General features: G+C 65.5%; 15 protein-coding genes. 11 read left to right on the top strand and 4 right to left on the bottom strand.

Translation table 11 applies throughout. The features are described from left to right. The first annotated feature begins 95 nt into the window (after nucleotides 1-95). From E2K99_RS19365 to E2K99_RS19350, 4 genes are all read left to right on the top strand, one after another. Nucleotides 96-1,343, top strand: coding sequence for an MFS transporter (locus tag E2K99_RS19365; protein ID WP_134223251.1), 1,248 nt, complete (start codon nucleotides 96-98; stop codon nucleotides 1,341-1,343). A 58-nt stretch (nucleotides 1,344-1,401) separates the two neighbouring features. Further along, entirely contained in the window at nucleotides 1,402-2,001 is a 600-nt protein-coding gene (locus E2K99_RS19360; RefSeq protein ID WP_134223250.1) for a TetR/AcrR family transcriptional regulator, read from the top strand. A gap of 84 nt (nucleotides 2,002-2,085) precedes the next feature. Continuing rightward, a complete protein-coding gene (locus E2K99_RS19355) occupies nucleotides 2,086-3,114 on the top strand; it encodes an NADP-dependent oxidoreductase (RefSeq protein WP_134223249.1) in 1,029 nt (342 codons plus the stop codon). A gap of 95 nt (nucleotides 3,115-3,209) precedes the next feature. Next, on the top strand, nucleotides 3,210-4,220 hold the full coding sequence (locus E2K99_RS19350) for an LLM class flavin-dependent oxidoreductase (protein ID WP_134223248.1): 1,011 nt from the start codon (nucleotides 3,210-3,212) through the stop codon (nucleotides 4,218-4,220). Between the two features lie 87 nt (nucleotides 4,221-4,307). Here E2K99_RS19350 and E2K99_RS19345 read toward each other — a convergent pair whose 3' ends face one another. From E2K99_RS19345 to E2K99_RS19330, 4 genes are read right to left on the bottom strand one after another with little or no spacing between them, the layout of a single operon-like run. Then, nucleotides 4,308-5,150: a GntR family transcriptional regulator gene (locus E2K99_RS19345; protein WP_134223247.1), complete on the bottom strand. Its 843-nt coding sequence runs from the start codon at nucleotides 5,148-5,150 to the stop codon at nucleotides 4,308-4,310. 31 nt (nucleotides 5,151-5,181) lie between these two features. Continuing rightward, nucleotides 5,182-6,414, bottom strand: coding sequence for an amidase (locus E2K99_RS19340; protein ID WP_134223246.1), 1,233 nt, complete (start codon nucleotides 6,412-6,414; stop codon nucleotides 5,182-5,184). Between the two features lie 27 nt (nucleotides 6,415-6,441). Then, entirely contained in the window at nucleotides 6,442-7,410 is a 969-nt protein-coding gene (locus tag E2K99_RS19335) for a polysaccharide deacetylase family protein (protein WP_205703707.1), read from the bottom strand. A gap of 9 nt (nucleotides 7,411-7,419) precedes the next feature. Beyond that, nucleotides 7,420-7,872: a hypothetical protein gene (locus E2K99_RS19330; RefSeq protein WP_051156467.1), complete on the bottom strand. Its 453-nt coding sequence runs from the start codon at nucleotides 7,870-7,872 to the stop codon at nucleotides 7,420-7,422. Between the two features lie 212 nt (nucleotides 7,873-8,084). Here E2K99_RS19330 and E2K99_RS19325 point away from each other — a divergent pair, with 212 nt between their 5' ends. The 7 genes from E2K99_RS19325 (at nucleotide 8,085) to kdpF (ending at nucleotide 17,794) form a co-directional block, all read left to right on the top strand. Then, on the top strand, nucleotides 8,085-9,269 hold the full coding sequence (locus E2K99_RS19325) for an ABC transporter substrate-binding protein (protein WP_034332429.1): 1,185 nt from the start codon (nucleotides 8,085-8,087) through the stop codon (nucleotides 9,267-9,269). Nucleotides 9,270-9,336: 67 nt separating this feature from the next. Next, nucleotides 9,337-10,215: a branched-chain amino acid ABC transporter permease gene (locus E2K99_RS19320; RefSeq protein ID WP_034332430.1), complete on the top strand. Its 879-nt coding sequence runs from the start codon at nucleotides 9,337-9,339 to the stop codon at nucleotides 10,213-10,215. Beyond that, a complete protein-coding gene (locus E2K99_RS19315) occupies nucleotides 10,212-12,791 on the top strand; it encodes a branched-chain amino acid ABC transporter ATP-binding protein/permease (protein ID WP_134223245.1) in 2,580 nt (859 codons plus the stop codon). Before E2K99_RS19320 ends, E2K99_RS19315 begins: the two co-directional genes overlap by 4 nt. A 25-nt stretch (nucleotides 12,792-12,816) precedes the next feature. Further along, complete coding sequence (gene hpxZ / locus E2K99_RS19310) at nucleotides 12,817-13,230, top strand: oxalurate catabolism protein HpxZ (RefSeq protein ID WP_134223244.1); 414 nt, start codon at nucleotides 12,817-12,819, stop codon at nucleotides 13,228-13,230. 71 nt (nucleotides 13,231-13,301) lie between these two features. Next, complete coding sequence (locus tag E2K99_RS19305) at nucleotides 13,302-14,885, top strand: gamma-glutamyltransferase family protein (RefSeq protein ID WP_134223243.1); 1,584 nt, start codon at nucleotides 13,302-13,304, stop codon at nucleotides 14,883-14,885. Nucleotides 14,886-15,225: 340 nt separating this feature from the next. Then, on the top strand, nucleotides 15,226-17,376 hold the full coding sequence (locus tag E2K99_RS19300; RefSeq protein WP_240733767.1) for a diguanylate cyclase domain-containing protein: 2,151 nt from the start codon (nucleotides 15,226-15,228) through the stop codon (nucleotides 17,374-17,376). A 328-nt stretch (nucleotides 17,377-17,704) separates the two neighbouring features. Further along, entirely contained in the window at nucleotides 17,705-17,794 is a 90-nt protein-coding gene (gene kdpF, locus E2K99_RS19290) for a K(+)-transporting ATPase subunit F (RefSeq protein ID WP_017452361.1), read from the top strand. The last annotated feature ends 1 nt before the right edge of the window (nucleotide 17,795 follow it).

Genomic DNA, 17,795 nt, shown 5'->3' with positions numbered 1-17,795 from the left:
GAAAACGTCAAATGGCTGGCAATGCCGGAATTATGGCATTCAAGCCATGGGGCTGCACGCCACACTGCAAGGTCTGATCCCTACTGGAGCCTGCCTTGTCCACGCTATCCACCCATCCCGCCACCGTCCCCGGCAGCCCGTCGGCCCATCGCTGGAAGGTCCTGGCCGCAGGCGTTGCCGCCAATGCCAGCTTCTCGGCGGTGTTCTCTGGCCTCCCTGTGACTTCACTGGTGCTGCGCAGCGACTATCACCTGAGCAATGCGCAATTGGGCCTGGCGCTCGGGTTGCTGAGTCTGGGCGTGGCCTTGGGCGAACTGCCCTGGGGCGTGCTGACCGATCGCCTGGGGGACCGCAAGGTGCTGCTGGCCGGACTATTGGGGACCAGCGCCGCGCTGTGCCTGTTGATGGCGATGGCGCGGCCGGGGCAGGGCGGTTCGGCCTTCGTGTGGCTATGCGTTGGTCTCACGCTGGCAGGATTGCTGGGCGGCAGTGTCAACGGCGCCAGCGGACGCGCCATCATGGCCTGGTTCGCAGAGGGCGAGCGGGGACTCGCCATGAGCATCCGCCAGACGGCAGTGCCGCTCGGCGGCGGTATCGGCGCCTTGCTCTTGCCCACGCTGGCTGCGCGAGCCGGCTTCGGTGCGGTGTATGGCTTCCTGATGGCCCTGTGCCTGGCCAGCGTCACGCTGGTGTTGCTGTGGCTGCGCGAGCCGCACAAGGCATCGCACGCGCACGCGGCAACCTCGGTTGCGATGCCGGCCCTGCGCAGTCCGCTGGTGTGGCGGCTGGCACTGGGCACCGGCCTCTTGTGCGCGCCGCAGGTGGCGCTGATCAGCTTCGGCGGCATCTTCCTGCATGAAGTGGGGCAGGCTGGTCTGCTCCTCATCAGCGTGTTGCTGACGCTGGTGCAAGTGGGCGCGGCGGTGGCGCGCATCGCCAGTGGCCGCTGGACCGACCGGCGCGGCCAGCGCCGTCCTTATCTGCGTGCTTGCGCATTGGGCAGTGCGCTGCTGTTCCTGCTGCTCGGCGTGTCTTCGCTCAGCGGCTTCTCCATCTCGCTACAATGGCTGGGCGGCGTGCTGGTGGCGGCGGGCGTGGTGGTCTCCGCATGGCATGGCGTGGCCTATACCGAACTGGCGGTGGCTGCGGGGCCGGCACAGGTTGGCACTGCGCTGGGTCTGGGCAACAGCTGCGTGTTCGGCGTCTTCTTCCTCACCGCCCAGGCCGTCCCGCTGCTGCTGCACTGGCACGGCTGGCCCGCCGTGTGGATAGTCACGGCAGCGGTGGCCTTGCTGGTGTGGCCGCTGTTTCCACCTGCGCGCAAGGCACCGGCATCAAGCTGATCCGGCGAAAAAGACCGGTCTTAGACGACCGGTCTAATTTTCCGTTAGAATGGGCCGCATGCGAGAACACTACGACCACAACAAGCGCCACATCCTGCAAGCCGGCCATGCGCTCATTGCGCAGAAGGGCTACACCGGCGTCGGCCTGGCCGAGATCCTGGCGGCGGCGCAGATTCCCAAGGGTTCCTTCTATCACTACTTCGGATCGAAGGAACAATATGGCCGCGAACTGATCGAGCATTATGTGGCCGGCTATCTGGACCGGCTGGATCACGTCCTGTCCGACCGCAGCCAGGGCGGCAGCGCCCGCGAGCGCCTGCTGAGCTACTGGGGTTACTGGCTGGAAAGCCAGTGCTGCGAAGAAGCCGAGCAGCGTTGCCTGGTGGTCAAGCTCTCCGCCGAAGTGGCCGACCTCTCCGACGACATGCGCCAGGTATTGCACGGCGGCACGCAGCGTTTCATCGAACGCATCGCCGCTTGCATCGAGGAAGGCATCGCCGAGGGCTCGCTGCACACCGTGCTGCAACCGCTGGCCACGGCCACCATGCTGTACCAGCAGTGGCTGGGTGCCAGCCTGCTGTCCAAGCTGGGCCGAGACCGCGCACCGATGGAAGCGGCCATGCTGGTCACGCGGCACGTGCTGGTCGCACCGCAGTAATCAAGCCAGATCAGGCCAGATCAGGCCAGAAAGATTCGATGGCGCGCCGCGCCTCTCAATGAACCGAATACGGAAAGGATTTCCATGACTCAATTGCCCAAGACCAACCGCCGCATCGTCCTCGCCTCGCGTCCCGCTGCCGCCCCCACCGCCGAGAATTTCCGCCTGGACGAAGTGGCCATTCCGGAAGTACAGGAAGGCCAGATGCTGCTGCGCGGTGAATGGCTCTCGCTGGACCCCTACATGCGCGGCCGCATGAGTGATGCGCCTTCCTACGCACCGCCGGTGGAAATCGATGGCGTCATGACCGGCGGCGTGGTGTCCCGCGTGGTCAGCTCGCGCCATCCCGAATTCAAGGAAGGCGACCTGGTCATGGCCTATACCGGCTGGCAGGAATACGCCATCTCCGACGGCAGCGGTGCCAACAAGCTGCCCGCCAATTTCGCCCATCCCTCGCATGCGTTGGGCGTGCTGGGCATGCCCGGCTACACCGCCTACGCCGGCCTGATCGACATCGGCCAGCCGCGCGCCGGCGAAACCGTGGTCGTGGCCGCCGCTACCGGTGCGGTCGGTTCGCTGGTCGGCCAGATCGCCAAGCAGCGCGGCTGCCACGTGGTCGGTATTGCGGGCGGTGCACAGAAGTGCGAATCGGCAGTCAAGGAACTGGGCTTCGATGCCTGTATCGACCACCGTGCACCTGACTTTGCCGAGCAATTGAAAGCGGCTTGCCCGCGCGGCATCGACGTGTATTTCGAAAACGTTGGCGGCGCCGTCCTCGATGCCGTCATCCCGCTGCTCAACATCCATGCCCGCGTACCGGTGTGCGGCCTGATCGCCCACTACAACGGCGGCGGCCTGGCCACCGAGAGCAGCGCCATCCTGCGCCGCTTGCTGACGCAGCGCATCCGCGTGCAGGGCTTCATCATCTTCGATTACTACGTCAATCGTCCCGACCTGTATGCGGCCTTCCAGAAGGAAGTCGGCACCTGGCTCAAGGAAGGCAAGCTGCACTACCGCGAAGACGTGGTGCAGGGCCTGGAGAAGGCCCCTGAAGCCTTCATGGGCCTGCTGCAAGGCAAGAACTTCGGCAAGCTGGTGGTGAAGCTGGACTGAGTCCGCGCACCTTCCACCGCACGCCTTTTCCGGGGAAGCTACCCGGCCACCGGCACGGCCTGCGAAGGCCGTGCCGACTCGACAAGGATTCCTGCATGATTCCGTTTTCCGTCCTAGATCTGTCGCCGATCAACCAGGGCAGCACCGCCGCCCAGGCCTTCAACAACAGCAAGGAACTGGCACAGCGTGCCGAAGCCCTGGGCTACAAACGCTACTGGCTGGCCGAGCACCACAACATGCCCGGCATCGCCAGCGCGGCTACATCCCTGGTGATTTCGCACGTGGCGGCCAACACCAAGACCATCCGCGTCGGCTCCGGCGGCATCATGCTGCCCAACCACTCGCCGCTGGTCATCGCCGAGCAGTTCGGCACGCTGGAGTCGCTCTACCCCGGCCGCATCGACCTGGGCCTGGGCCGCGCGCCGGGTTCCGATCAGCGCACCGCGCGCGCCCTGCGCCGCCACATGGGCGGGGATACGGCAGACAACTTCCCGCAGGACGTCATCGAACTGCAGGAATATTTCGACGAGCCCTCGGACTACCAGAACCTGCGCGCCGTCCCGGGCAGCGGCCTCAAAGTGCCGATCTGGCTGTTGGGTTCCAGCATGTTCAGCGCGCAGCTGGCGGCCGAACTGGGGTTGCCGTTCGCCTTCGCTTCGCACTTTGCGCCGGGCTTCATGAAGTCGGCCGTGCAGATCTACCGCGAGCGCTTCAAGCCCTCGGCCACCTTGAAGAAGCCTTACGTGATGCTGGCCCTGAACGTCTTCGCCGCCGATACCCAGCGCGAAGCCGAGCGTCTCTTCACCTCGCTGCAGCAGCAGTTCCTCAATCTCATCCGGGGTACGCCCGGCCAGCTGCGCCCGCCGGTGGATGACATTGATGCCCTGTGGCAGCCGGGTGAACAGGCCCACGTCGAGCGCTCTCTGTCCTGCGCCGTGGTCGGTGACCGCGAGACCGTGGAAGAAGGCCTGCAAGCCTTCATCGATGAACATGCGCCCAATGAGCTCATCATCACCGCGCAGATCTACGATCACGCGGCGCGCCTGCACTCCTTCGAGATTGCAGCACAAGCGCGCGAGGCATTGAAGGAATCGGTCACGATCTGATCGACGGTTTGCACGTAAAAATGGCGGCAGGGACTTCAGTCCTTGCCGCCATTTTTTCATCCCTGCGAGGTGATGCAGGTGATGACCTTATTCCATCCCCAGCATCCGTGCCAGGCTGTTGCCGCTCTTTTCGCTGACCAGATGAATGTGTTCCTCCAGCGAGACCAGATGCGCTTCCATGGCCGCCACCGCACCCTCGCTATCGCCGCGCTCGATCAGGTCGACGATATGCGTATGTTCATCATGCTCGCAGGCTGCATATCCGGCCGGCTCATGCAGCGCCACGATCAGCGAGCAGCGTGACACCAGTTCTCCCAGATAGCGCTGCAGCGTGGCATTGCGCGACAGCTCGGCCACCCGCATGTGGAAAGATGAGGCCAGGCGCGCCCAGTGGGTCTGCGCGTAACTGTGCATGACCTGGTGCTCTTCCTTCAGCTGGCGGCGCAGCTTGGCCAGGTCGGCACGGGTCGCATTGCGCACGGCCAGCCGCATGATGGCGCCTTCCAGTGCGCGCCGTGCCTCGAAGATCTCGCGGGTCTCTTCCGGTGTCGGCATGGCCACCACCGCACCGCGATTGGGCCGCAACTCCACGATGTGTTCGTGCGCCAGTTTCTGCAGCGCCTTCTGCACCACCGTGCGCCCCACGCCGAACAGTTCGCACAGCGCCGCCTCCGGCAGCTTGGTGCCGGGGGTGAGGCGCTGGCTCATCACGCTGTCGAAGACGGTCTGGTAGATGCGCACGATGATGTCCTCGCCCGCTTCGCCTTCCAGTACCAGGGAGGAGGGATCGGCCAGGTCGTCGTGCCGCACGCGCGGACGGCCGGCGCGGCTCTGGCGGGCCGGTGCCGCTGCCGGTTTGGTGGCGTGCTCCTGGGACTTGCCAGTGCGGGAAGTCGGCTTGGCCGTCTTGCGGGGAGAGAGGTCGCTCATCGTCTAGTCATGGGGTGGATCATGCCCGGTCTCACGGCGCTGCCTGCAGGCTGCGCCACAGGCGCGTCGCCAGCCCGATCAGGGCCAGGTCGCTGCCGGCCGGGCCGAGCAATGATACGCCGATCGGCAGTCCGGCGGGAGTGGTGAAGGGCATGCTCACCTGCGGCAAGCCCGCCAGTCCGGCCACGCAGGTCAGGCGGAAGGTGCGCGCACGCACCTGGTCGATCTCGGCGGCGCTGGCATCGCGCAAGGGCGCCACGCTGGAGGCCGAGGGAATCACCGCTACCCCGTCAGCGCCCAGCAGGGAGCGCACGCGATGCCGCACCAGATCCTGTTTCTCGCGCGCGGCGCGGGCGGTGTCGGCGCTGATGTTCTGCGCCATGTCCCAGCGCGCCTGCACCGCCGGACCGAACACCGGACGCGCCGAACTGATCCACGCTCCATGGCATTGCCAGGCATCGAAGGCCGAGGCATGGATGTAGGCCTGACGCCATCGTTCCAGTTCGCCTTCGTCGCCCGACAGCCGCATGTGCTCGCCGGGCAGCTCGCTGCGCAGTGCGTCATAGACCCGCTGCACGACCGGATGGAACTCGGCCTCGGCCAGTTCCAGCAGATCGAATGGCAGCAAGACCTTGCGCAGTTGCGTGGAACCGGTCTTGGGCAGCAGCACCTGCCCGACCCGTTCGAAGGTCCCCGCATCATGCGCCAGCCAGGTGGCCGTATCGAAGCTGGGGCACAGCGGCGCCATATTGGCCGTGGAGAGCAGGCCGAAGCTGGTGCGCAGGCCCCACACGCCGCAATAGCTGGCCGGCACGCGGGTCGAGCCGCCGGTATCGGTGCCCAGCGCGAAGTCGCACAGGCGCGCGGCCACCGCAGCGGCCGAGCCACTGGAGGAGCCGCCCGGCACGCGCTCCGGTGCGGCGCTGTTGACCGGCGTGCCGTAATGATGGTTGTCGCCGTGGATGCTGTAGGCCAGTTCATCCGTCAGGGTCTTGCCGACCAGGGTGGCGCCGGCCTGCAGCAATTGATCCACCAGGGCATTGCTGCGGGTGGGGATGGGGTGGCTGCGCAGCCAGTCCGGGTTGCCGGCGCCGGTCGGGTGCCCGGCCACATCAAACAAGTCCTTGGCGGCGAAGCGCAATCCGGCCAGCGGGCCACGGGCGGCGCCCGGCAGGGTGAAGCGGCCATGCGGCACGAAGGCGCCCACGTGGTCATTGATCTCGAAAGCGGTGGTGCGGGTGGCCGTGGCCTGGGCAGTGCTCAATTCATTCTCCTGATGCGTCATGCCGGCTCAGAACGGCTGGCGTAATTGTTCGAGGCTGTCCACGTGGTCGCAGATCGCGCCGGGTGTGGTGAACCAGATCTCGCCGCGATCGCGCGCCGCCGCCAGGTGCTGCAGGGCGGTGCGCAGATGGCGCAGGCGATAAGGCTGGCCGACCAGGTAGGGATGCAGGGCAATGCCCATCACCAGTGGCTGGCGCAACGCCTGTTCGCGCATCTCGTCGAAGTTGTCCACGATCATGCGGGCGAAGTCGCGGCCATCCATCTGGCGCGCCACGATCATGGGGATGTCGTTCAATTCCTGCGGATAGGGAATCGACCACAGCGTCTCGCCGGTGCGGGTGCGCATGCGTACCGGCTGGTCGTCATGGGCCCAGTTCAGGTTGTAGCGATAGCCGCTTTCCTGCAGCAGGTCGGGCGTGACCAGACTCTCCGAAATCCAGGGCGAGAGCCAGCCCGTGGGCTGTACTCCGCTCTCGGCCTGGATGCGGGTGCGGCAGTGACGCAGCAGGGCCGCTTCGGCTTCCTCGTCCAGCGTGCCTTGCTGATGTGCATTGGTGTGGCCGTGGCCGATCAGTTCATCGCCGCGCGCAGCGAAGGCTTCCACCAGTTCCGGGCAATGATCGTAGAGCGCGGTGTTGATGAGCACGCCGGCCGGCAGGCCCAGTTGTTCGAACAGTTCCAGGCAGCGCCAGGCGCCGACACGGTTGCCGTATTCACGCCAGGCATAGTTGAGGACGTCGGGCTCCGGACAGACCGGCCCCAGCTTGGCCCCCAGCCCCTCTCCGAAAGCGAAGTGCTCGATGTTGAAGCCCAGGTACACCGCCAGTCTTGCGCCATTGGGCCAGCAATAGTCGGGCCGGCGATGGATGGGCGAATAGCCGAAGCGGCCATGCGAGCGCAGCACGCCATAGGCATCCCGTCCATCATCATGGCCCAGCGCTTCGCCCGCATTGGGCGGCAGGATCGTCGCTTGCATGCCGCCTCCTTACAGCTCGGCCAGGCCGGCGCGCACCAGCAGGCGTTCGGCACTGTCGTTCCACACATCCATCTGCACGATCAGCCCGTGGCGGATCACGTAGCGGTCCACGTAGCGATTGCCTTCGAAGGCCTCGCCATCGGGCCACACGCCAAACAGCGTGCCACGGTTGTAAACGATGGCTTGTTCGACCGTGGCACCGGCTACCACTTCGGTGCCCTCGAAACGCTTCTTGACCCAGCCATAGCGCGTGGCGTTGAAGGCTGCGCATTGCGCCGGGTCGATCATTTCCCGGCCGCCGGTAAAGCGGATCTTCAGCTCCGGTGAGACGAAGCGGCGCGCGGCCACCGGGTCGGGAATCATCAGCACGCGCAGGTATTCGTCCACCAGGGCGGCCGGATCATAGGGCAGGGGAGGCAGGGTTGTTCCCTGTCCGGTGATTGATGATGGTGCGGCGTGCATCATTTTCTCCATGGTTTGCACAAGCATTGTGCATTATTGAATGCAAGTTAAATATCCAATCAGCAGCAATATGCCGTATTTAATGCCGCCACTATTAGAGAGATATTGTCGGCAAAAATTAATGCTTCCTGCTGCGCTTGGCATAGCCCTTGCATAAGTCATGCCGGGCAAAGCCACACACTCACTTCTCGCAAACCTTTGGAGGCAACACCATGATTCGCCTGACCCGCCGTACCCTCATCGCCGCCGCAGCCGCCACCCTCGCCGCCGCGCTGTCGCCGCTGGCACTGGCCGCCGACCCCATCAAGATCGGCCTGGTCACGGCCCTTTCCGGCCAGTCGGCCCAGGCCGGCGAAGCCTTGACGCGCGGCATGAGCATTGCCATCGACGAGATCAACGCCAAGGGCGGTCTGCTGGGCGGGCGCAAGCTGGAACTGGTACGCCGCGATGACGAAGGCAATCCGGCCAAGGGCGTGGTGGCCGCGCGCGAACTGATCTTCAAGGAAAAGGTGGCGGTGCTGTTCGGGGGCCTGGATACGCCGGTCTCGATGGCCATCGTGCCCATCATCAACCAGGAGAAAGTGCCCTTCGTCGGCCCCTGGGCAGCCGGCACCGGTGTGACGAAGAATGGTGCCAATCCCAACTACGCCTTCCGCGTGTCGGCAGTGGATGAACTGGTGGACAAGGCCATGCTCAACTACGCGCAAAAGACCTTCAAGAGCAGCAAGGCCGGCCTGATCCTGGTCAACAATCCGTGGGGCGAATCGAATGAAAAAGGCATCGTCGCCGCGCTCGCCGAGAAGGGCCTGAAGCCGGCCGGCATCGAGAAATTCGAAGCCAGCGACGTCGACGTGGTGCCGCAACTGAGCCGCCTGAAAGCGGCCGGTGCCGACACCCTGTATCTGGTCGGCAACGTCGGCCCCTCGGCCCAGGTGGTCAAGTCGCTCGACCGCATGGGCTGGAAGGTGCCGGTGGTCTCGCACTGGGGACCGGCCGGCGGCCGCTTCACCGAACTGGCCGGACCGAACGCGAAGAACGTGCACTTCATCCAGACCTTCAGCTTCTTCGGCAAGCTCTCGCCGGTGGGCGAGAAGGTGGTGGCCGAACTGAAGGCCAAGTACCCCGCCATCAAGGGCCCGGACGACATCACCCCGGCCGTGGGCGTGGCCAATGCCTATGACGGCATGCAGCTGGCCGCACTGGCCATCGCCAAGGCCGGCTCCACCAACGGCGATGCGGTGCGCGAAGGCTTCTACAAGATCGACCGCTATGAAGGCCTGATCAAGACCTACGTCAAGCCCTTCAGCCCGACCGTGCATGACGCCCTGCAAGCCGATGACTACGTCTGGGCGCAATTCATCGACAACCGCATCCTGCCGGTTGGCCTGGCCCAGTAACACCTTTTGCAAAGACGATGCGCCACCCTGCCTGCACGCGCGGGCAGGGCGGCGCCAGGAGAACGCGATGCTGCTGTTGTCGGCACTGATCAGCGGATTCGGACTGGGCAGCATGTACGGTCTGATGGCGCTGGGTTTTTACATGACGTATGCCGTCTCCGGCACCGTCAATTTTGCGCAGGGCAGCTCCATGATGCTGGGGGCCGTGCTGTGCTTCACCTTCGCCCAGACGCTGGGCTGGCCGATGTGGCTGGCCATCGTGCTGGCGCTGGCTGCCTGCGCGCTCTACGGCATGCTGGTCGAAGTACTGGCCGTGCGTCCCTTCGCGCGCCAGGGCTCCAATGCCTGGCTGATGTCCACCGTGGCCCTGGGCATCGTGCTGGACAACCTGGTCATGCATACCTTCGGCAAGGAACCGCGCAGCCTGCCTTCGCCGCTGGCGCTGTCCTCCATCGAACTGGGCGGCATGGGGCTGGGCGTGTATCCGCTGCACCTTCTCATTCCCGCCATCGGCCTGGCGCTGGCCGCACTACTGCACACTATCTCGCGCCGCACGCGCTGGGGCACGGCCCTGCTGGCCGTGGTGCAGAACCGTGATGCGGCGCGCTTGATGGGCATCCCGATCACGCGCGCCATCGCGGTCGCCTTCGCGCTCTCGACGCTGCTGGCCGGCGTGGCGGGTGTGCTGATTGCGCCGCTGTTCAACGTCAATGCCGACATGGGCACGCTGTTCGGCCTCAAGGCCTTTGCCGTGGCCATCCTCGGCGGCATCACCAGCGCCTGGGGCGTGATGATCGCGGGCCTGCTGTTTGGCATGGCCGAGGCGCTTATTACGGCCACCCTCGGTTCCGGCTATACCCAGATCATCACCTTCGCGTTGGTGATCGCGGTGCTGGCCATTCGTCCCAATGGCCTGTTCGGCCGCGCACAGGTGAAAAAGGTATGAATCGTTTACCCCATTCCATCGCCCGCAGCCTGCAGGCGGCGGCGCATCCGGCAGCGGCTCCTGCGGCAGGCAGGATCAAGCTCGGGCTGGGCACGCCGGCTGCGCTGGCGTTTTCTGCCGTGGGCCTGATCGCGGCCATCACGCTGGCCTTGTCGATCAACAGCTACTACGTCTTCGTGCTGGCCGGCATCGCCCTGGTGGCCATCGTCGGCATCGGGCTCAATGTGCTCATCGGGCTGACCGGCCAGGTTTCCTTCGGCCATGTGGGCTTCTACGCCGTCGGTGCCTATACGGCGGCCATCCTCACCACCAAGGCCGGACTGTCGTTCTGGCTGGCCTGGCCGCTGGCGGCCGTGGTGGCGGGGGCGCTGGGCGTGCTGCTGGCCTTGCCGGCGCTGCGCGTGAAGGGGCCGTACCTGGCGATGATCACGATTGCCTTCAGCTTCATCATCCAGCACGCCATCATCGAACTGCGCGACCTGACCGGCGGACAGAACGGCATCATGGGCCTGGCTGCACCCGCCTTCCTGGGTTTGCAGGCCGAACGTGCGATTGCGGTGCTGGGACTGATCACCGCCGCCGTCGTGCTGGCTGCCTACTGCTGGCTCTCGCGCGGCAGCTGGGGCGCGGCCATGCGCGCGGTGCGCGACAGCGAGACGGCTGCCGAATCCATCGGCCTGAATCCGCTGGTCATCAAGACCGTGGCCTTTGCACTCTCGGCGGCACTGGCCGGTCTGGCCGGCGGTCTCTTCGCGCCGCTCTCCACCTTCGTCACACCGGATACCTTCAGCTTCATGCAGTCCATCCTGTTCGTACTGGTGGTGGTGCTGGGCGGCTCGGGCTCCATCCTCGGTCCGGTGATCGGTGCGGTCATCGTCGGGGCCTTGCCGGAACTGCTCTCCAGCCTGGAAGACTATCGCCTGCTGTTCTTCGGTGCCTTGCTGCTGCTGGTGCTGTGGGTGGCGCCCGATGGCGTGACCGGCCTGCTGGGCAAGCTGGCGGCACGCCTGCGCAAGCCGGTAGATGCCGTCCCAGATGCCGCCCTGCAGGAGGATGCAGAAGACGTCGCGCTGCCGGTACGCGCACGCCGCACCCTCGCTGCCGACGGCCTGACCATGGTGTTCGGCGGTGTGCGGGCCGTCAGCGATCTCGGCTTCGAGGTCCCCGGCGGTGCCGTCACCAGCCTCATCGGTCCGAATGGTGCGGGCAAGACCACGGCGCTGAACATGCTCTCCGGTTTCTATCGTCCCAGCGCCGGACAGTTCACGCTGGGCCGGACGCCGCTGGCAGGGCTGCCCGCCTTCCGCATTGCGCGCCACGGCGTGGCCCGCACTTACCAGACCTCGCAACTGTTCGGCAGCCTCACGGTGGCCGACAACGTGGCCCTGGCCTGTGGCCGCGGGAGTCTGGGTGGACTGCTGTCGGCGCGGGGTTTCGTCTCCGGCGAAGTGCGTGCGCGTTGCCGCCAGCTGCTCGATTTTTGCGGCTATCGCGGTGCGCTCGATATCCCCAGCGCCGATCTGGCCCACGTTGACCGTCGCCTGGTGGAAATCGCCCGCGCGCTCGCGGCCGATCCCGATGTGCTGCTGCTCGACGAACCGGCTGCCGGTCTCTCGCGCGAAGACAAGACCCTGCTGGCGCAACTGCTGACCCGCATCGCCGAGGCCGGCATCAGTGTGGTGGTGGTCGAGCATGACATGGAACTGGTGATGCAGATCTCGCGCCGCATCGTCGTGCTCGATGCCGGCCAGCGCCTGGCCATCGGCACGCCGCAGGAAGTGCAGAACGATCCGGCGGTGCGCAAGGCCTATCTCGGCGAGGGCACGCAACAGGCCGTGGCGGCCGTGCGCAACGCCGTCACTGGCGCGGACGAATTGCTGGGCGTGGGCGAGCTGGTCACCGGCTATGGGGCCGAGCCGGTCCTGCACGGCATCAACCTGCAGGTGCGGCAGGGCGAGATGATTGCGCTGCTGGGCGCCAACGGTGCCGGCAAGTCCACCCTGATGCGCTCGCTGGCCGGGCTGCATCGGCCGGTGCAGGGCGGCATTCACGCCGGTGGCGTGAACCTCATGCACCTGCGCGCCGAACAGATCGTGCGCCACGGCGTAGTGCTGGTGCCGGAGGGACGGCAGGTGTTTCCCGAACTCTCGGTGCTGGACAATATCCGCCTCGGTGCCTTCCTCTATCCGCAGGATGTGGAGGCGCGCGTGGAAGAAATGCTGGGCCGTTTCCCGCGCTTGCGCGAGCGCCTGCATCACCGTGCCGGGTTGCTCTCCGGTGGCGAGCAGCAGATGCTGGCCATTGCGCGCGGGCTGATGTCGCGTCCGCGCGTGCTGTTGCTGGATGAACCTTCGCTGGGCCTCGCCCCCAAGGTGATCGCCGAATTGTTTGCCGCCCTCGATCAACTGCGCCGCGAAAACATGACCATCGTGCTGGTGGACCAGATGGCGGCATTGGCCCTGTCACTGGCCGACCGCGCCTACGTCATCGAAGGCGGACGCGTGGTGGCGCAAGGCACGGCCGCCGAGGTCGCCGCCAATGATGCGCTGGCCAAGGCCTATCTCGGCGCGCATTGACACTGAGTCACAGCAAGGATTGCACATGGAATCGACCCAGCCTTACGCCGTCAACCTGCCCGACGTGGTGGCCGAAGTACGCCAAGCGTTTGCGCGCTACGAAGTCGCGCTCACCACCAACCAGGTCGAGGTCCTCGATGAACTGTTTCTTGATGGCCCGCACACCGTGCGCTACGGTGCCACCGAGAATCTGGTCGGCACCGAGGCCATCCGCGCCTTCCGTCAGGGACGTTCACCGAAGAACCTGATGCGCAGCCTGCGCGCCACTGTCATCACCACCTATGGCCGGGACTATGCGGTGGCCGATACCGAATTCACGCGCGCGGGTGAACCGCGCATCGGCCGCCAGAGCCATACCTGGCTGCGTTGCCCGCAAGGCTGGCGCATCGTGGCCGCGCACGTTTCGTGGATGGATGCGCCCAAAGCGCCGGCCGCCTGAAAGCCCGGCCATCCGCAGGTATCATCCTCGCAGCAGTTTTTTCATCTCGACAAGAACATCAGGAGTCAGCCATGTTGTACAGCAAGACCTGTCTGGGCGGAATGGTCACCGCTCCCCATCACCTGGCCGCGCAGGCGGGCGCGCAGATCCTGCGCGAGGGTGGCAATGCGGTCGAAGCGATGGTCGCGGCCGCGGCCGCCATCGCCGTGGTCTATCCGCACATGAACGGCATCGGCGGCGATGGCTTCTGGGTCATCAGCGAACCGGGGCAGGAACCGGTGGCCATTCGTGCCTGCGGTCCCTCAGCGGCGCTGGCGACCAAGGAGTTCTATGCACAGCACGGCCACAGCGCCGTGCCCACGCGCGGGCCGCATGCGGCGCTGACGGTGGCCGGTGCGGTCGGTGGCTGGGCCGCGGCACTGGAGCACGCGCGCCGCTTCGGTCGTGCGCTGCCGCTGCCGGTGCTGCTGGCCGATGCCATCCGCCATGCGAAGAACGGTGTGCCCATCACCCGCTCGCAACATGAACTGACCCGCGACAAGTGGGACGAGCTCAAAGACCAGCCCGGCTTCGCCGCCACCTATGCCGCCGACGGCATCCCGGCCCAGGGCAAGGTGCTGAAACAGTCAGCCCTGGCGGACAGCCTGTCGCGCCTGGCCGAGGCCGGTCTGGATGATTTCTATCGTGGCGATCTCTCGCAACGCCTTGCTGCAGGCCTGGAAGCGGCGGGCAGCCCGGTGCGCCGCAGCGACCTGGAAGCCTTCCGCGCGCAGGTGGTCAAGCCGCTGATGGTGCAGTTAACGTCAGGCCGCGTCTACAACCTGCCGCCGCCGACACAGGGTGTCTCGGCCCTCATGATCATCGGCCTGTTCGATCGTCTCGGCATCGCGCAGGCCGAAGGCTTCGACCACATCCACGGTCTGGTGGAAGCCACCAAGCGCGCCTTCATCCTGCGCAACCAGCACGTCACCGATCCGGCCCACATGAGCGTGGATGCTGCGCACTGGCTGCTGGCCGAGGCGCTGGACCGGGAAGCCAAAGAGATCGACATGCAGCGCGCCGCGCCCTGGCCGCATCCGGCCAAGCCGGGCGACACCATCTGGATGGGCGCCGCCGACGCGCAAGGCCGCGTGGTGAGCTACATCCAGAGCATCTTCTGGGAATTCGGCAGCGGCGTGGTGGTGCCCGACACCGGCATCGTGTGGCAAAACCGGGGGGCCAGCTTCACCCTGGATGACGGGGCCAACCAGCTGCAACCGGGCAAGCTGCCCTTCCATACACTGAACCCCTCGCTGGCACGCCTCAACGATGGCCGCACCCTGGCCTACGGCACCATGGGCGGGGAAGGGCAGCCGCAGACGCAGGCAGCGGTCTTTACCCGCCACGTGCTGTTCGGGCAGAACCTGCAGGCGGCCGTGAGCGCACCGCGCTGGCTGCTGGGCCGCACCTGGGGCGATGTCTCCACCAACCTGAAGGTGGAAGGGCGGGTGCCGGCCGCCACCATCGACGCCCTGCGCCAGGCCGGCCATGAAGTGCAGGTGGTGGAGGACTACACCGACATGATGGGTCACGCCGGTGCCGTGTGCGTGCATCCGGACGGGCTGATCGAAGGGGCGACCGATCCGCGTGCCGATGGCGTTTGTGCCGGGGTCTGACGGGCTGCTCGTCCTTTCTGCATTGCCATCCTCTGCGCTGCCGGCACTGCCGGTGTGCGCGCCGCTTCTCGCGGAGGGCGAAGATCCTCACCAAGACTCGCCCTCCGTTGTCTTTTTGCATTTCCCGTTTGACAGGAAATGACGCTTATTGTGCTCTTTTCCCGCTTTTGTCTCCACTTTGAATCGAGAGGATTGATGAGTTTTTTGCCGTAGAAAAAAATTCTCGAAGTTTTTCTGGAAATGCGATGAAAAACCATAGCTGTTCTGGCAAGATGCCGTAAACCTATGCGGTTCACAGGGGAGCCGTCATGCATCAAGCCGCGTCGCAATTTTGTCTGAATTGAACAAGAATAAAGCCCCATCCCCGCCCAATCTGTCGTCGCTGATTACGCTGGGGGTGGTCATTACCGTGCTCATCACGACCGTGTCGGTACTGATCCTGGTGGATCAGTTCACGCGCGGCTATGCGCGTTCCGAAAGTGAAACGCGCATGAAGCAGCTGGCCTGGCAGATGCAGGATGCGCTGGAGCGCGGCATGAAGGAGCGCGAAATCGACCTGCGCCTGCTGGTGCAGCGGCCGTCGGTCCGTTCCGGCCGCGATCTGCCGCGCATCCGCCGGGTCTTCAACGAACTGCAGGCCAACGTGCCGCATTACGCCTGGATCGGCCTGGCCAATCCCGAGGGCATCGTGCAGGTGGCCACCAACGGCTTGCTGGAAGGGGCCAGCGTGGCGCAGCGCCCCTGGTTCCAGGAAGGCAGCAAGGGCGAGTACAGCGCCGACTTCCATCCGGCCGTGCTGCTGGCGCAGAAGCTGCCGCCGCAATCCAATCCCTGGCGTTTCGTCGACCTCTCGGCCCCGGTGCATGATCTGAACGGCCATTACCTCGGCGTGCTCGGCCTGCATCTGTCGTGGTCGTGGGCGCGCGACATCGCCGCCAAGCTGCTCGACCCGGCCGGCAACCGCTATGACGTCGACGTCATCATCGTGCGCGACGATGGCACCGTCATCCTCGGCCCCAAGGGCATGGAAGAGACCAAGCTCGATACCGCCAGCGTGCGCGCTGCGCAAGGCAGCGACAATGGCGGCTCGCTGATCGAGACCTGGCCCGATGGCCGCCGCTATGTCAGCGGCTATGCCCGCACGGGCGTCAAGGGCGGCATGAAGCTGCACTGGAGCGTGATCGTGCGCCAGCCCGAGACCGTGGCGCTGCAGGCCTTCCGTGATCTGGAAAAGCGGGTGATCGTGGTCGGTGCGCTCTCCGGGGCGATCCTGGTACTGCTGGCCTTCTTCCTCGCGCGGCGTCTGGTGGCCCCCATCAACGCGCTGTCGGCCGCGCTGGAGCAGCGTGCCGCGGGCCGTGGCGACCTGCCCATTCCGCAGGTGAACAGCTACCGCGAGATCCAGCTGCTGTCCTCGACCCTGGTCAACATGGTCGAGCGCGAAGAGACCTACCTGCGCGAAGTGCGCTCCCTCAACGAAAGCCTGGAGCAGCGCGTGGCCGAGCGCACCAGCCGCCTGCACGAGACCGCCAGTGCCTTGCAGGAAGCGCTGGACCAGCAGCAGGCCAACCAGATCCAGCTGGAAGAGAGCGCCGCCGAATTGCGCGCCATTCTGGAAAACGCCCAGGACGCCTTCATCGCCGCTGACGAACAGGGCCGCGTGGTCGAATGGAACCGCCAGGCCGAGCTGCTGCTGGGCTGGCCGCGCGACCAGGCCATGGGCCGCGACATGGCCGAACTGATCATTCCGCCGGACATGCGTGCGGCCCACAATCGCGGCATGGCGCAATTCCTCAAGGATGGCACCAGCGTCGTGATCAACAACCGTATCGAGCTGCAAGCCCTGCATCACGACGGTCACGAGCTGCCCATCGAGATCACGGTCGGCCACGTCAAGCGCCAGAGCGGCCACCTGTTCATCGCCTTCCTGCACGACATCACCGAGCGCCTGGCCTTCCGCGACCAGATGCGCGAACTGGCCCTGACCGACGTGCTGACCAGCCTGCCCAACCGCCGCGCCTTCAGCGACCGCCTGCCCGAGGGCATGATGCGGGCGCGCCGGGCCGACCAGTTGCTGGCGCTGTTCTTCATGGACATCGATGGTTTCAAGGGCGTCAATGACCGCTACGGCCACGAGGCCGGCGACGAACTGCTGGTGGAGTTCGCACGCCGCCTGCAACGCTCGGTACGCGATGTCGATACCGTGGCTCGCCTGGCCGGTGACGAATTCGTGGTGATCCTGGAAAACCTGCAGACCCAGGAAGACGCGCTGATGGTGGCGCAGAAGATCCTCAATACCATCCGCGAACCTTTCCAGTTGACGCACTCCACCGTCAACATCTCCAGCAGTATCGGCGTGGCGGTCTACCAGCCCAACCTGGACGGTGAAGTCGGCCCCGAGGAACTGCTGTCCATGGCCGACAAGGCCATGTACGCCGCCAAGCGCCTGGGCAAGAACCGCGTCGAGCTGGGACGCGCGGGCGACGTCTGATCCGCCGGGCGCGATCGCGCCCGGTTTCCGCTTTCCTTCCTTTCCCTTCTTTGTCTCTCCGGACTCGTCATTGCTGACGAGCCGCTCCGTCTCATTTACGGTTTGTTTACGCTCGCGTGCGAAACATTTACCGGGATTTGATGCTGCTTTCCCTATCGTTCGACTGTCTCGTTTTCCGTCCCTGGAAGCGAACAACAACGTCAACAATGGAGTGGGAAATGTTGCAAACGGATTTTCTCTACATAGGCATGCTGCTCGTCTGCGGCCTCTCGATGTGGGCCTTCATCGCCCTGTGCAGCCGTCTGGAACGGCAGGAAGGGGAGAAGAAATGAACCTCATGTACCTGCTGGGGCTGGTGGTCTCCATCGCCCTCCTGCTGTACCTGGTCTACGCCCTGATCAAGCCGGAGGATTTCTGAC

Source organism: Herbaspirillum huttiense (genome assembly GCF_004367745.1).
GTDB lineage: Bacteria > Pseudomonadota > Gammaproteobacteria > Burkholderiales > Burkholderiaceae_D > Herbaspirillum > Herbaspirillum huttiense.
The sequence above is the reverse complement of the archived record's forward strand: the minus strand, read 5'-3'. Positions and strand labels throughout refer to the sequence as shown.

What these genes read in the sequence shown, in the direction of transcription:
- E2K99_RS19325 (WP_034332429.1), top strand. Translation starts at nt 8,085, where the DNA reads ATGATTCGCCTGACCCGCCGTACCCTCATCGCCGCCGCAGCCGCCACC.
- E2K99_RS19330 (WP_051156467.1), bottom strand. Translation starts at nt 7,872, where the DNA reads ATGCACGCCGCACCATCATCAATCACCGGACAGGGAACAACCCTGCCT.
- E2K99_RS19355 (WP_134223249.1), top strand. Translation starts at nt 2,086, where the DNA reads ATGACTCAATTGCCCAAGACCAACCGCCGCATCGTCCTCGCCTCGCGT.
- E2K99_RS19360 (WP_134223250.1), top strand. Translation starts at nt 1,402, where the DNA reads ATGCGAGAACACTACGACCACAACAAGCGCCACATCCTGCAAGCCGGC.
- E2K99_RS19320 (WP_034332430.1), top strand. Translation starts at nt 9,337, where the DNA reads ATGCTGCTGTTGTCGGCACTGATCAGCGGATTCGGACTGGGCAGCATG.
- hpxZ (WP_134223244.1), top strand. Translation starts at nt 12,817, where the DNA reads ATGGAATCGACCCAGCCTTACGCCGTCAACCTGCCCGACGTGGTGGCC.
- E2K99_RS19305 (WP_134223243.1), top strand. Translation starts at nt 13,302, where the DNA reads ATGTTGTACAGCAAGACCTGTCTGGGCGGAATGGTCACCGCTCCCCAT.
- E2K99_RS19315 (WP_134223245.1), top strand. Translation starts at nt 10,212, where the DNA reads ATGAATCGTTTACCCCATTCCATCGCCCGCAGCCTGCAGGCGGCGGCG.
- E2K99_RS19350 (WP_134223248.1), top strand. Translation starts at nt 3,210, where the DNA reads ATGATTCCGTTTTCCGTCCTAGATCTGTCGCCGATCAACCAGGGCAGC.
- E2K99_RS19335 (WP_205703707.1), bottom strand. Translation starts at nt 7,410, where the DNA reads ATGCAAGCGACGATCCTGCCGCCCAATGCGGGCGAAGCGCTGGGCCAT.
- kdpF (WP_017452361.1), top strand. Translation starts at nt 17,705, where the DNA reads ATGAACCTCATGTACCTGCTGGGGCTGGTGGTCTCCATCGCCCTCCTG.
- E2K99_RS19345 (WP_134223247.1), bottom strand. Translation starts at nt 5,150, where the DNA reads ATGAGCGACCTCTCTCCCCGCAAGACGGCCAAGCCGACTTCCCGCACT.